The organism is Bradyrhizobium sp. CCBAU 51765 (assembly GCF_015291725.1).
GTDB lineage: Bacteria > Pseudomonadota > Alphaproteobacteria > Rhizobiales > Xanthobacteraceae > Bradyrhizobium > Bradyrhizobium liaoningense.
Window position 1 is genome coordinate 5,528,499 of sequence record NZ_CP030038.1, and the last position, 13,715, is coordinate 5,542,213.

General features: G+C 65.0%; 10 protein-coding genes. 2 read left to right on the forward strand and 8 right to left on the reverse strand.

The features are described 5' to 3' along the window. Positions 1 to 8: 8 nt before the first annotated feature. From gcl to XH96_RS26395, 8 genes are all read right to left on the reverse strand, one after another. Complete coding sequence (gcl, locus tag XH96_RS26360) at positions 9 to 1,799, reverse strand: glyoxylate carboligase (RefSeq protein ID WP_194388333.1); 1,791 nt, start codon at positions 1,797 to 1,799, stop codon at positions 9 to 11. A 152-nt stretch (positions 1,800 to 1,951) separates the two neighbouring features. After that, the gene (locus tag XH96_RS26365; RefSeq protein ID WP_194388334.1) at positions 1,952 to 3,754 is read right to left on the reverse strand and encodes an adenine deaminase C-terminal domain-containing protein; all 1,803 of its coding nucleotides are present in this window, start codon (positions 3,752 to 3,754) and stop codon (positions 1,952 to 1,954) included. An 85-nt stretch (positions 3,755 to 3,839) separates the two neighbouring features. Beyond that, positions 3,840 to 4,634 carry an NYN domain-containing protein gene (locus XH96_RS26370; protein WP_194388335.1) on the reverse strand — a complete coding sequence of 265 codons (795 nt, stop codon included), beginning with the start codon at positions 4,632 to 4,634 and terminating at the stop codon, positions 3,840 to 3,842. Positions 4,635 to 4,687: 53 nt separating this feature from the next. Further along, complete coding sequence (locus XH96_RS26375; RefSeq protein ID WP_194388336.1) at positions 4,688 to 6,187, reverse strand: tripartite tricarboxylate transporter permease; 1,500 nt, start codon at positions 6,185 to 6,187, stop codon at positions 4,688 to 4,690. Next, the gene (locus XH96_RS26380) at positions 6,187 to 6,672 is read right to left on the reverse strand and encodes a tripartite tricarboxylate transporter TctB family protein (protein ID WP_194388337.1); all 486 of its coding nucleotides are present in this window, start codon (positions 6,670 to 6,672) and stop codon (positions 6,187 to 6,189) included. Before XH96_RS26380 ends, XH96_RS26375 begins: the two co-directional genes overlap by 1 nt. Next, positions 6,669 to 7,637 (reverse strand): tripartite tricarboxylate transporter substrate binding protein, encoded by a 969-nt coding sequence (locus XH96_RS26385; protein ID WP_194388338.1) that lies wholly within the window; start codon positions 7,635 to 7,637, stop codon positions 6,669 to 6,671. The genes XH96_RS26380 and XH96_RS26385 overlap by 4 nt, the downstream gene beginning before the upstream one ends. A 107-nt stretch (positions 7,638 to 7,744) precedes the next feature. Continuing rightward, entirely contained in the window at positions 7,745 to 8,587 is an 843-nt protein-coding gene (locus XH96_RS26390) for an IclR family transcriptional regulator (RefSeq protein ID WP_194388339.1), read from the reverse strand. A gap of 108 nt (positions 8,588 to 8,695) precedes the next feature. Continuing rightward, a complete protein-coding gene (locus XH96_RS26395) occupies positions 8,696 to 10,825 on the reverse strand; it encodes an acetate--CoA ligase family protein (RefSeq protein ID WP_194388340.1) in 2,130 nt (709 codons plus the stop codon). A gap of 349 nt (positions 10,826 to 11,174) precedes the next feature. Between XH96_RS26395 and XH96_RS26400 the strand changes: the two genes are divergently transcribed. After that, a complete protein-coding gene (locus tag XH96_RS26400) occupies positions 11,175 to 11,870 on the forward strand; it encodes a GntR family transcriptional regulator (RefSeq protein WP_162131044.1) in 696 nt (231 codons plus the stop codon). Positions 11,871 to 11,946: 76 nt separating this feature from the next. Beyond that, positions 11,947 to 13,680 carry an oxalyl-CoA decarboxylase gene (gene oxc / locus XH96_RS26405; RefSeq protein ID WP_194388341.1) on the forward strand — a complete coding sequence of 578 codons (1,734 nt, stop codon included), beginning with the start codon at positions 11,947 to 11,949 and terminating at the stop codon, positions 13,678 to 13,680. The last annotated feature ends 35 nt before the right edge of the window (positions 13,681 to 13,715 follow it).

Here is a 13,715-nt window from a genome sequence, read left to right on the forward strand (position 1 = left end):
GCTCTCCCCTATTCCGCCGGCTGCAGCACGCCCGGGCGCGCCCGCTCGACCTCGTCGAGCGGGAGGTCCAGCACCTCCTCGAACTCGACGATATTGTCGATCTCGGTGCCCATCGCGATGTTGGTGACGCGTTCGAGGATGAATTCGACCACCACGGGCACGCGATGCCTGGCGATCAGTTCGCGCGCGGTGGCGAACGCCGCTTGCGTGTCCTCGGGCCGGGTGACGCGGATCGCCTTGCAGCCGAGGCCTTCGGCAACTGCGACATGGTCGACGCCGTAGACGCCGATCTCGGGTGCGTTGATGTTCTCGAAGGAGAGCTGGACCTGATAGTCCATCTCGAACCCGCGCTGGGCCTGGCGGATCAGGCCGAGATAGGAATTGTTCACGACGACGTGGATGTAGGGCAGATTGAACTGCGCGCCGACCGCGAGTTCCTCGATCAGGAACTGGAAGTCGTAGTCGCCGGACAGCGCGACGATGTCGCGATCCGGGCACGCCGCACGCACGCCGAGCGCGGCGGGCAGCGTCCAGCCGAGCGGTCCCGCCTGTCCGGCATTGATCCAGTTGCGCGGCTTGTAGACGCCGAGGAATTGCGCGCCGGCGATCTGCGACAGGCCGATCACGGTGACATAAGTGGTGTCGCGGCCGAACGCCTTGTTCATCTCCTCGTAGACGCGCTGCGGCTTGATCGGCACGTCGTCGAAATGGCTCTTGCGCAGCATCGTCTTCTTGCGATCGCGGCAGGACGCGGGCCACGCCTGGCGCTCGCGGAGCCTGCCTGACCGGCGCCACTCCCTGGCGACGGCGACGAACAGCTCGAGCGCAACCTTCGCATCGGAGACGATGCCGAGATCGGGATTGAACACGCGTCCGATCTGCGTCGGCTCGATATCGACATGCACGAAGGTGCGGCCCTTGGTATAGGTCTCGACCGAGCCGGTGTGGCGGTTGGCCCAGCGGTTGCCGATACCGAGCACGAAATCGGATTGCAGCAGCGTGGCATTGCCGTAGCGGTGGCTGGTCTGAAGCCCGACCATGCCGGCCATCAGCACGTGATCGTCGGGGATCGCGCCCCAGCCCATCAGCGTTGGCACCACGGGCACGTTGGCGATCTCGGCGAATTCGACCAGCAGATCAGAGGCGTCGGCATTGATGATGCCGCCGCCCGCCACGATCAACGGCCGTTCGGCGGCATTGAGCATCTCCAGTGCCTTCTCGACCTGCTTGCGGGTCGCGACCGGCTTGTAGACCGGCAACGGCTCATAGGTCTCGTCGTCGAACTCGATCTCGGCCAGCTGCACATCGAGCGGCATGTCGATCAACACCGGCCCCGGCCGGCCCGAGCGCATCACGTGAAAAGCCTGGCTGAACACGCGCGGCACCAGCGCGGGTTCGCGCACCGTCACCGCCCACTTGGTCACGGGCTTTGCGATCGACTCGATATCGACCGCCTGGAAATCTTCCTTGTAGAGCCGCGCCCGGGGCGCCTGTCCGGTGATGCAGAGGATCGGGATGGAATCGGCGATCGCGGAATAGAGCCCGGTGATCATGTCGGTGCCGGCCGGCCCCGAGGTGCCGATGCAGACGCCGATATTGCCGGCCTTGGCCCGCGTATATCCTTCCGCCATGTGCGAGGCGCCCTCGACATGCCGCGCCAGGATGTGGCGGATCGAACCGCGTTTCCTCAGCGCCGAGTAAAGCGGATTGATCGCGGCCCCGGGAACGCCGAAGGCGGTCGAGATGCCTTCCTTCTCCAGGATACGCACGGCTGCATCGACGGCTCGCATCTTCGCCATATCGGACCTCGCTTCAGTTGCGTCAGCGAGCACGATCATCAGTCGGGCAAGATGCAATCTCAACGAGATCGGTTTTATTTTCCACGATGCGGCAGCCGCGGAAAAATCGCGGCGGTCTCAATCGGTTATATCGAGGAATGCGTGAAAGCGGATCACTCGAACAGCGGCGCCAGCTCCATCTGCGGCACCAGCACGAGGCCCTTGTCGGTGATGCGAATTTCCGGAATGACCGATAGCGGAATCAAATTGAAGCCCATGTAGGGGATGGTGCAGCCGGCCTCCGCCCATTCCTTCTTCAGCACCTTCATTTCTTCCGCCACTTCGGTGACGCGCTTGTCGGAGAGCAACCCGGCGATGGGGAGCGGAACCAGCGCCCTCACCTTGCCGTCGGCGACGACGCACACGCCGCCCTGATGCTCCTTGATCGCGGCGATCGCCACCTGCATGTCCGGCTCGTTGGCGCCGGCGACGATGATGTTGTGGCTGTCGTGGCCGACGCTGGAGGCGACCGCGCCGCGCTTCAGGCCGAAATCCTTGAGAAGGCCATGGGCGACATTGCCGGCCGACTTGCCGTGGCGCTCGACGACCGTGACGAAGCAAAGTCCGTAGCGGGCGAACAGGGATGGCCAATCCCTTGCAGGTTCGATCGCGACCTTCTCATGAATCAGCGTGATGCCGGGCAACGCGGTCTTGATCGCGTTGACGGTGCAGGCCTTCGTCGGCAGCTCCGGCGTCAGCTTCAATTTTTCCGGAAGCTTCACCGTGGCGTAGGCGGCCCTCGGATATTGATAGCGTTGCGACAAGGCCTGATCGAGAAGCCCGGTGATCTTGCGGTTCTCGACCACGAGCTCGCCGCCATACCAGGTACATTGCGGCTTGAGCTGGTCGTCCATCAGCACGAGATCGGCGCGGCGGCCGCCACCGAGCCCGCCGATATCGCCATCCATGCCGAAGCGGGTCGCGCCATGCAGCGAGCCCATCGACCAGGCCTGCTCCGGCGACATCCCCACCTTCACCGCCTCGCGCACCACCCAGTCGAGACCGAACAGCAGCAGATCGTCGGCATCGCGATCATCTGTACAGACCGCCGTGCGCTTGTGCGAGGCCCCGAGCTCGGTGATCGTCCGGATCGCCTGCGGCAGCGAATGCCAGGGCGTCGTCGGCGGGCCGCCGCGCAAGAACACCCAGACGCCGGCGTCGAGCAGGTCGTCGGCGATGTCGCGGTCGATCGCCTCGTGCGTATCGGTGACGCCGCTCGCCGCATAGGCGGCGACGAACTCGCGGCCATAGACGTGACCGGACACCGGACGCCCGCGCTTCAGGGCCGCGGCGAGGATGGCATGGCTGCGCTCGTCGCCCATGGTGACAGGCACGAAGTCCATCTTCTCGCCGAGTGCGACCGCCTCGGGCCAGCGATCGAACAGGCCCGCGATCTTGTCCGGCGTGAGGTCACCGCCTGCCGTCTCCAGTTCCGCGGACGTTGCTGGCACCGTGCTCGGCACCGTCAGGAAGACCGAGAGCGGCGCCTCGCGCGCGTCCTCCAGCATCGCCTCGACGCCGGCGACGTCCATGACATTGCCGATCTCGTGACTGTCGCAGAAAATCGTGGTGGTGCCGTTGAGCAGCGCAGCTTCCGCGTAGGCACAGGCCGTCACCATCGAGGATTCGATGTGGATGTGCGGATCGACCAGCCCCGGCGCGATGATGCCGCCGGCCGCATCATAGAGCGGCACGCCGCTCCAGACCTTCTTCGCCGTGCCGGCCGGCTTCATCGCAGCGATGCGGCCGCCGGTGATCCAGACCTCGCGGCCCGGATGGATGCGCTCCGAATAGGTCGAGAGCACCCGGGCCCCCGTGACGACGAGATCGGGCGCAACGCGCGCCGAGGCGACGTCCGCGAGGCGACGCGTCATGCTGTGCAGCGGCGCAACGGAGAAACGGGTGAGTCTGGTCATCTGGGCTCTCCGGTGACATTGCAGCCGAGCGATGGTTACGCCCGGCCCCACCCCGGGCAAGCTCAAATATAGCGGCAGGACCTGCTTACGTCTTCGGCGCCGAAACGCCTGACGCGCCCGAAGCCCTGCGCGGGTTCCGCCTTCGCCGCGGCGGTGCGGCAGTGGGCTTGACCCGGATTCGCATCGACCGGCCTTTCGGCTCATCGATCTCGAACGCATTCGTCTTTCGCACGAGGTCGCTCAGCTTGCGAAAGCCGAACGTCCGCGGATCGAAATCCGAAGCCAGATTGGCGAGCTGCCGTCCGACTTCACCGAGGGCGACCCAGCCGTCCTCGCTCTCCATCTGGGTGATCACCTTCTTGATGATGGGCGTGGCGGCATCGGGCGGCTGAAGCGGCGCCGACCTCGCGGCGGCGCCCTGGGCGGTCGCCGTGCCGGTAAGCAGGTTCTCCGTGTAGACGAATCTCCGGCAGGCCTGCCTGAAGCTTTCCGGCGTCTTCTGCTCGCCGAACCCGAAGACGTCGACGCCCTGCTCCCGGATGCGGGCGGCGAGACGGGTAAAGTCGCTGTCGGAAGACACCAGGCAGAAGCCGTCGAACCGGCCGCTGTGAAGCAGGTCCATCGCGTCGATGACCAGGGTTATGTCGGACGCATTCTTTCCCGTCGTATAAGCGAATTGCTGCTGCGGGATGATGGCGTGCTTCGACAGAATGTCGGCCCAACCTCTGGAACGCGCATTGGAGAAGTCGCCGTAGATGCGTCGGACGCTGGCCTCGCCGATCTTGGCAATCTCCTCGAAAAGTCCATCCGCGATCTTCGCAGAGGCATTGTCGGCGTCGATCAGGACGGCCAGACGGGGCGAGCGAAGTTCCGACGGCATGGCACTTCTCCACGGGATGAACGCAGCATTAGAACATGCGTGCGGCGGAACGGCTAATCCTCGTTCGCCTTGAATCGCCCGAGCCCCTTCAGCACGAAGGGCGCCAGCAGTGCGATCAACGCCACCGCCAGCAGCGTCGCCGAGATCGGGCTTTGGACCAGCGTCATGGGATCGCCGAGGCTGATCGCGAGTGCGCGACGCAACTGGCTTTCGGCGATCGGGCCGAGGATCAGGCCGACGACCACGGGAGCGATCGGAAAATCGAACCGGCGCATCAAGAAGCCGAGCACGCCGAAGCCGGCCAGCATCGACAATTCCACCACCGACGGCTTGGCGGCGATGGTGCCCATGGTCGCGAAGACGAGAATGCCGGCATAGAGCCAGGGCTGCGGAATCGCGAGCAGGCGCACCCACAGTCCGACCAGCGGCAGGTTGAGCACCAGCAGCATGCAGTTGGCGATGAAGAGGCTCGCGATCAGGCCCCACACCAGATCAGGCCGCTCGGCGAACAGCAGCGGCCCCGGATTGAGGCCGTATTGCTGGAAACCCGCCAACATCATCGCGGCGGTCGCCGAGGTCGGCAGCCCGAGCGTGAGCAGCGGCACCAGCGTGCCGGCGGCGGAGGCGTTGTTGGCCGCTTCCGGTCCCGCCACCCCTTCGATCGCGCCCTTGCCGAATTCTTCGGGGTGTTTGGTCAGGCGCTTTTCGGTCGAATAGGACAGGAAGGTGGGGATCTCGGCCCCACCTGCAGGCAGGGCGCCGATCGGAAAGCCGAACATGGTGCCGCGCAGCCACGGCTTCCACGATCGCTTCCAGTCTTCCTTTGTCATCCACAGCGAGCCGCGCACCGGCTCGAGCTTCTCCTCGGTATGGTGGCGGCGCGATGCGACGTAGAGCGCCTCGCCGACCGCGAACAGGCCGACGGCAAGCGTCGTCACCTCGACACCGTCGAGCAGCTCGGGAACGCCGAACGCGAGCCGCGCCTGGCCGGTCAGCTTGTCGATGCCGACGAGGCCCAGCGTCAGGCCAATGAACAGGCTGGTCAGGCCACGAACCGGCGAATCTCCGAAGGTCGCCGACACCGTGACGAAGGCAACGCACATCAGCGCGAAGTAATCCTCTGGGCCAAAGCGCACGGCGAAATCGACCAGCCACGGCGCAAGGAAGGCGAGTCCGATGGTGGCGAGGGTGCCGGCGACGAAGGAGCCGATCGCGGAGGTCGCAAGCGCCGGCCCGCCACGGCCGGCCTTGGCCATCTTGTTGCCTTCGAGCGCGGTCGCCATCGAAGCGCTTTCGCCGGGCGTGTTGATCAGGATCGCGGTGGTCGAGCCCCCATACATGCCGCCATAGTAGATGCCGGCGAACATGATCAGCGAGCCGCCGGGATCGAGCTTGTAGGTCACCGGCAGCAGCAGCGCGACCGTCAACGCCGGACCGATGCCGGGCAGCACGCCCACGGCCGTTCCGAGGAAGACGCCGATCAGCGCATAAAGCAGGTTCATCGGCTGGATGGCGACCGCCATGCCGTGGGCCAGCGCGGCAAAAGTGTCCATCACAGCAGTCGCTCCAAGGGCCCGGCCGGAAGGCTCAGCGTCAACAGGCGGTCGAACGCGAGATAGATGAGGGTCGACATCACGAGGGCGATGACGGAGTCGACGAGAATGGCACGGCGCCCAAACGCCGCCGACGTCGTCACGAACAGCGCGGACGTCGCCAGGATGAAGCCGCCGCCAAAGCCGATGATCGCAATCAGCAGCGCAAGACCAATGAGGATCAAGACCACCGGCAAGGGATCGGCGCTCTCACGCGCCGGCAGATTGCCACGCAGCGCGTCGATGAAATTGCCGATTGCGAGCAAGGCAAGGCCGGAGGCGACCACAACCGGCATCGCCTCGGGCCCCATCCCGTACATCGCGGCAGATTGCAGGCCGCGCGCATCCCAGACCAGCACTGCGGCGAGACCTGCGAGCAACGCAGCGACAACGAGGCCGGCGCGGTCGACGCGCCGCGGAGGCTGCGCGGGGTCGCCCAAGGTCATGACTTGACGAGGCCGACCGATTTCAGCACGTCGGTGACGCGCGCCGTTTCCTTCTTCAGGAAGTCGGCGAAAGCGTCGCCGCCGAGATAGGCGTCCTCCCAGCCCTTCTGCTTGAGGATCTCCTTCCAGGCGTCGGACTTCACCATCTTCTCGACCGCATCGCTCAAGGTCTTGCGCTGCTCCGGCGTTATGCCGGGAGGCGCGACCACCGAGCGCCAGTTTGCGATCACGAGGTCGATGCCCTGCTCCTTGAAGGTCGGGATGTCACTGCCGGCAATGCGCTTCTCCGAGGTCACGCCGATCGCGCGCAGCTTGCCGGACTTGATCTGCCCTTCATATTCGCTCAGGCCCGAAATGCCCGCGGTGACCTTGCCGCCGAGGATCGCCGCCAGCGACTCGCCGCCGCCGGAGAACGGGATGTAGTTGATCTTCTTCGCATCGGCGCCGACGGCGCCGGCGAACAGTGCTGCCATCACATGGTCCACACCGCCGGCCGAGCCTCCGGCGAAGGTGACCCTGGCGATATCGGCCTTCACCGCGGCGGCGAGATCCTGCGCATTCTTGATCGGCGAATTCGCGGGAACCACGATCACCTGGATCTCCTCGGTGAGGCGCGCGATCGGCGTCACCTGCTCCAGCGTCACCGGCGACTTGTTCATGGCGAGCGCGCCCACCATGACGAAGCCGCTGACCATCATCTGGTTGCCGTCGCCCTTGGCGCCATTGACGAATTGCGCGATGCCGACGCTGCCGCCCGCACCGGGAACATTGGTAACCTGCACGCTGCGCGCGACGCCCGAAGCCACCAGCGCCTGCTGCATCGAGCGCGCGGTCTGGTCCCAGCCCCCGCCCGGAGCTGCCGGCGCCATCAGCTTGAGCTCGAGTTGCTGGGCAAAGGCCGGATTGGCTGCCGCCAGGGTCAGCGCGACGGCTGCGCCGACAAGGCGCAGGGGAAATCGAAACATGGGGGCATCTCCAGGCTCATGCGGACGTTTGCCGCATTGTGTCGTTTGGTCGCATATCAGCCAAAACGGCCGATACTGTCCAGTGACATCGCCCAGGGCTTTTTCGGTCAGCGAGGCGCCGGGATCGTCCCGCCGAGCGCGGCCGTCAGTTCGGCAGCGACATCCCGGACGATTTGCCCGATCTCCGGCAACCGCTGATCGGTCAGCCGGCCGGTCATGCCGGACACTGAAATCGCCGCGAGCGGCTCGGCGCAGTCGTTGTAGACGACCGCCGCAACACAGCGCAGGCCCATACAGGCCTCTTCATCGTCGAGGGCATAGCCCTGCTCGCGGATCTTTTCGAGTTCCTTGAACAGGTCGCTCGGCCGAACGATCGACTTCTCGGTCAGGCGGGGCATGCCGTGATGGCGGATGACGGCGCCGACGTCCTCGTCCGAATAGGTCGCCAGCACGGCCTTGCCGACGCCGGAGGTCACCATGGGAACCCGGCCGCCGACCTTGGTCAGCGAGCGCATGATCTCGCGGCTTTCCATGCGGGTCAGCACGATGATGAACTCATCGTCGACCACGGCGAGGTTGGCCGTCTCGCGGGTGAGATCGCGCAGCTTGCGCAGATAGGGAATCGCCTGCGCGGAGAAATTGCGTCGCCGCGCAAAGCTGGCGCCGACCGTGAAGCTGCGCACGCCGACATGCCATTTGGATTCGCCGCGGTCGAACTGCACGAAGCGGCGGCTTTCGAGGGTTGCGAGCAGCCGGTGCACGGTGGATGCCGACAATCCCGTGCGGATCGCCAAGTCGCTGAGGCGATAGCCCTCGTCGTCCTCAGCCAGCGTTTCCAGGATCGACAGCGCGCGGTCAACGGACTGCACGCCACCGTCACGCGCCTCGTGCTCGGCTTCCGCGACCGACTTGGGCTCGAGCGATTTGCGCCGGATCACGTTCTTGCTCATCGCGACCTGCCGCTTTGGAATTCGTCATTCCGGGATGGTCCGAAGGACCAGACCCGGAATCGTACCCTGCAAGGCGCCGCTTCGGATTGCCGAAGCGGCGCTAACGCCTCAGAGCAGCCCTGCCCCACGCGCCCACTTGTACTTGGCGCCGAGCACCTCGACCGGCAGCTCCGTCGAGTAGGCGTAGGCCGGGATGCCGTTCTGGTAGAGATATTCGGCGGCTTCCTCGACCTCGACGTCGCCGGCCAGAGACGCGACCATCGGCTTCACAAAACCCTTGGCCTCCATCTCCTTCTTCACCTCGACCATGTTGCGGGCGAACACCATCGGCGGGGTGACGATGGTGTGCCAGTAGCCGAGGATCAGCGCGTGGATGCGCTCATCCGACAGGCCGAGCTTCACGGTGTTGACGTAGGTGATCGGCGGCTCGCCGCCGGTGATATCCACAGGATTTCCGGCAGCACCGAACGGCGGGATGAACTTGCGGAAGGCCGCGTCGAGATCCGGCGGCATCGACATCAGCGACAGGCCGTTGTCGACGCAGGAGTCCGACAGCAGCACGCCCGAGCCGCCGGCGCCGGTGATGATCAGCACGTTCTCGCCCTTCGGCGTCGGCAGCACCGGCACGCCACGGGCGAATTCGAGCAGCTGGCGCAAGGAGCGAGCGCGGATCACGCCGGACTGCTTGAACACATCCTCGTAGATGCGGTCGTTGCCGGCGAGCGCGCCGGTGTGCGAGGACGCCGCCTTGGCACCGGCCGAGGTGCGGCCGGCCTTGAGCACGACCACGGGCTTCTTCTTGGAGACGCGTTTTGCCGCTTCGGCAAAGGCGCGGCCGTCCTTGAGGTCCTCGCAGTGTTGCGCGATCAGGTTCGTGTTCGGATCCTGCTCGAAGAAAGCGAGCAGATCGTCCTCGTCGATGTCGGACTTGTTGCCGAGACCGACGATCGCCGAGACGCCCATCTTCGCCGAGCGTGAGAAGCCGATGATGGCCATGCCGATGCCGCCCGACTGCGACGACAGCGCCGCATGGCCCTTGACGTCATAGGCAGTACAGAAAGTCGCGCAGAGATTGGCGGGGGTATAGTAGAAGCCGTAGATGTTCGGCCCCATCAGGCGGATGTCGTACTTCTTGCCGACCTCGACGATCTCGGCCTGCAGCTCCGGCGCGCCGGCTTCGGCGAAGCCCGACGGGATCAGCACCGCGCCCGGGATCTTCTTCTCGCCGCACTCGGTGAGCGCCGCAGCCACGAACTTGGCGGGGATCGCGAACACCGCGACGTCGATCACGCCGGGCACGTCCTTGACGCTCTTGTAGGCCTTGTAGCCGAGGATCTCGGCGGCCTTGGGATGGATCGGATAGATCTCGCCCTTGTAGCCGCCGTTGATGAGGTTCTTCATCACGGAGTTGCCGATCTTGCCGTCCTCGGCGGAGGCGCCGACCACGGCGACCGCCTTCGGCTGCATGATGCGGTTCATCGCCGCAACAATCTCTTCCGTCGGACGCGGCTTGGGCTTCGGCTTGTAGGCGAAGTCGACGACGATGCGCACGTCCGCGGCGGTCGCATCCTTCGCCGTCGCGAACACCGGGTTGAGGTCGAGCTCGACGATTTCGGGGAAATCGGTGACGAGCTGCGACACCTTGACGATGATTTCGGCAAGGGCGTTGCGGTTCACCGGCTCGCCGCCGCGCACGCCCTTCAAAATCTCATGCGCCTGGATGCCGTCGAGCATCGAGAGCGCGTCTTCCTTGGTGGCCGGCGCGAGGCGGAAGGTGATGTCCTTCAGCACCTCGACCAGTACGCCGCCGAGGCCGAAGGCGACGAGCTTGCCGAACGAGCCGTCGGTGATCGAGCCGACGATGACCTCGGTACCGCCGGCCAGCATCTGCTGCACCTGGACGCCCTCGATCTTGGCATCGGACTTGTATTTCTTGGCGTTGGAAAGGATGGTCTCGTAGGCCTTCTCAGCCTCCTCAGTGGTCTTGAGACCGACGATGACGCCGCCGGCTTCGGTCTTGTGGAGAATGTCCGGCGAAACGATCTTCATCACGACCGGGAAGCCCATGGACGAAGCCATCTTGCCGGCCTCGCCTGCCGACTTTGCCACGCCCTCCTTAGGCACCGGAATGCCGTAGGCGTCGCAGACCAGCTTGCCCTCCGGCGCCGTCAGGCTGGTGCGGTTGTCCGCCTTGACCTGGTCGAGCACCTTGCGGACGGCATCTTTGGAATTGGACATCTGGCTTCTCCCTTGACCTGAGTTCGTTCTTTTCAAAGCGCGCGCGTACCGCGGCTGCCCGTGATGCTTGCCATTCGCCGCGCTCTGTTCCATGCGGCGGAACGGAGTGGCATAAAGCCCGAGACTACTCCGCCGGCTTGGATCAAAAATGGCTGGCGATGGCATTTGGTATGCCAGAAGCCAACTTGTCAAGCTGGAGCTTGTCTTAGAACGCCGCAAAAAATCGCCGCCTTGACATTCTGGCATGTGGTATGCCAAAAACTTTCCCGTCATTATTCCTGTAAAAGACGACTCCCACTGGAGGAGATTCGTCGTGTCACTACGCAAACCAACCAAGGCGTTGCCGAACATGGCCGAGGCAGACATCGCAATCGTTCGTATTGCCCCGGAGAGCAGCTTCAAGAACAAGGCGTATGACGCCTTGAAGGAAGCCATCCTCAAGATGGACATCTATTCGACGCCCGAACCGGTGATGCTCGACGAGCGCGCATTGTCCGAACGGCTTGGCGTCAGCCGCACGCCGATCCGCGAAGCGATCGCGATGCTCGAGCAGGACGGATTCGTGAAGACGGTGCCGCGCCGCGGCATCATGGTGGTGCGAAGGACCAAGAGCGAGATCGTCGACATGATCCGCGCCTGGGCGGCGCTGGAGAGCATGGCCGCGCGGCTCATCACCACCACCGCACGCAAGAAGGATATCACGGCGCTGCGCGACTTCTTCAAGGATTTCAGCAAGGACCGCCTGCCCGAGGATCACGTCGAGGAATATTCCCGCGCCAACATCGCCTTCCACCAGGCGCTGATCTCGCTGTCGGAATCGCCGGTGCTGGTCGATCTCACCAATGACCTCCTGCTGCACGTGCGCGGCTATCGCCAGCTGACCATCGGACGCAAGGACCGCACCGCAACCTCGCTGCCCGAGCATCTCGGCATCATCGAAGCGCTGGAAGCGCGCGACACCGAGCTCGCCGAGAAGCGCGCCCGCGATCACACCCTCGGCCTTGCCGCCTATGTGGAAGCGCACGGCCAAGAACTGTTCACGTAGCTGTTCACTTAAGCAACGTTCACCAGAAGGGCGAACAATTCGCCCCAACGACCTTGAGACCAGGGAGACAAGGCCCATGCTGAATACCGCGACCAAGTCCGAAGCACCGGGCACCGAGCAGGAACTGACGGATGGCTTCCATCTCGTCATCGACGCGCTCAAGCTGAACGGCATCAACACCATCTATAATGTGCCGGGCATCCCGATCACGGATTTGGGCCGCATGGCGCAGGCCGCCGGCATTCGCGTGATCTCCTTCCGCCACGAGCAGAACGCCGGCTACGCCGCAGGCATTGCCGGCTATCTCACCAGGAAGCCCGGCGTCTGCCTGACCGTCTCGGCGCCCGGCTTCCTCAACGGTCTCACCGCGCTCGCGCATGCCACCACCAACTGCTACCCGATGATCCTCGTCTCCGGCTCTTCCGAGCGCGAGATCGTCGACCTCCAGCAGGGCGACTACGAGGAGATGGACCAGCTCGCGATCGCGAAGCCGCTGTGCAAGGCGGCCTATCGCGTGCTGCACGCTCAGGACATCGGCATCGGTTTCGCCCGCGCCATCCGCGCCGCGGTCTCGGGCCGTCCGGGCGGCGTCTATCTGGATCTTCCGGCCAAGCTGTTCGGCCAGGTGATGAACGCCGAAGCCGGCCGGAAGTCGCTGGTCAAGGTGATCGACGCTGCGCCCGCGCAGATCCCCTCGCCGGCTTCGGTGAAGCGCGCGCTCGACGTGCTCAAGAGCGCCAAGCGCCCGCTCATCATCCTCGGCAAGGGCGCGGCCTACGCGCAGGCCGACGAGGAGATCAAGAGCTTCGTCGAGAAGAGCGGCGTTCCCTTCCTGCCGATGAGCATGGCCAAGGGCCTCCTCCCCGACACCCATCCGCAGTGCGCCGGCGCGGCCCGCTCGACGGTGCTGAAGGACTCCGACGTCGTGATGCTGATCGGCGCGCGGCTGAACTGGCTGCTGTCGCACGGCAAGGGCAAGAGCTGGGGCGAAGCGCCGAAGAAGTTCATCCAGGTCGACATCGAGCCGAAGGAGATGGACTCCAACGTCGAGATCGTCGCACCCGTCGTCGGCGACATCGGCTCGGTCGTCTCCGCGTTCAACCAGGCGCTGGCGTCGGGCTGGACCGCACCGCCCGCCGAATGGACCAAGGCCGTCTCGGCCAAGCGCGAAGAGAACGTCGCCAAGATGGCGCCGAAGCTCATGAACAACAAATCGCCGATGGACTATCACGGTGCGCTCGGCGTGCTGAAGAACGTGATCAAGGAGTATCCCGAGGCGATCCTCGTCAACGAAGGCGCCAACACGCTCGACCTCGCCCGCGGCGTCATCGACATGTACAAGCCCCGCAAGCGTCTCGACGTCGGCACCTGGGGCGTGATGGGCATCGGCATGGGCCAGGCGATCGCGGCCGCGCTCGAGACCGGCCATCCCGTGCTCGCAGTGGAAGGCGACTCGGCCTTCGGCTTCTCCGGCATGGAGGTCGAGACCATCTGCCGCTACAACCTTCCGATCTGCGTCGTCATCTTCAACAATGACGGCATCTATCGCGGCACGGATGTGAACAGCGCCAACGCCGACCCGGCGACGACGGTGTTCGTCAAGGGCGCGCGCTACGACAAGATGATGGAAGCCTTCGGCGGCGTCGGCGTCAACGCGACCTCGCCCGACGAGCTCAAGCGCGCCGTCAACGAAGCCATGAAGTCCGGCAAGCCGACGCTCATCAACGCGGTGATCGATCCGGCCGCAGGCTCGGAGAGCGGCCGCATCGGCAACCTCAATCCGCAGAGCGTTCTGCAGAAGAAGAAGTAAGTCCACCCCTCAACCCAATATTCCCTGCCGGGTGC

Coding starts and splice junctions, on each gene's coding strand:
- gcl (WP_194388333.1), bottom strand. CDS start 1,799: ATGGCGAAGATGCGAGCCGTCGATGCAGCCGTGCGTATCCTGGAGAAG.
- XH96_RS26365 (WP_194388334.1), bottom strand. CDS start 3,754: ATGACCAGACTCACCCGTTTCTCCGTTGCGCCGCTGCACAGCATGACG.
- XH96_RS26370 (WP_194388335.1), bottom strand. CDS start 4,634: ATGCCGTCGGAACTTCGCTCGCCCCGTCTGGCCGTCCTGATCGACGCC.
- XH96_RS26375 (WP_194388336.1), bottom strand. CDS start 6,187: ATGGACACTTTTGCCGCGCTGGCCCACGGCATGGCGGTCGCCATCCAG.
- XH96_RS26380 (WP_194388337.1), bottom strand. CDS start 6,672: ATGACCTTGGGCGACCCCGCGCAGCCTCCGCGGCGCGTCGACCGCGCC.
- XH96_RS26385 (WP_194388338.1), bottom strand. CDS start 7,637: ATGTTTCGATTTCCCCTGCGCCTTGTCGGCGCAGCCGTCGCGCTGACC.
- XH96_RS26390 (WP_194388339.1), bottom strand. CDS start 8,587: ATGAGCAAGAACGTGATCCGGCGCAAATCGCTCGAGCCCAAGTCGGTC.
- XH96_RS26395 (WP_194388340.1), bottom strand. CDS start 10,825: ATGTCCAATTCCAAAGATGCCGTCCGCAAGGTGCTCGACCAGGTCAAG.
- XH96_RS26400 (WP_162131044.1), top strand. CDS start 11,175: ATGGCCGAGGCAGACATCGCAATCGTTCGTATTGCCCCGGAGAGCAGC.
- oxc (WP_194388341.1), top strand. CDS start 11,947: ATGCTGAATACCGCGACCAAGTCCGAAGCACCGGGCACCGAGCAGGAA.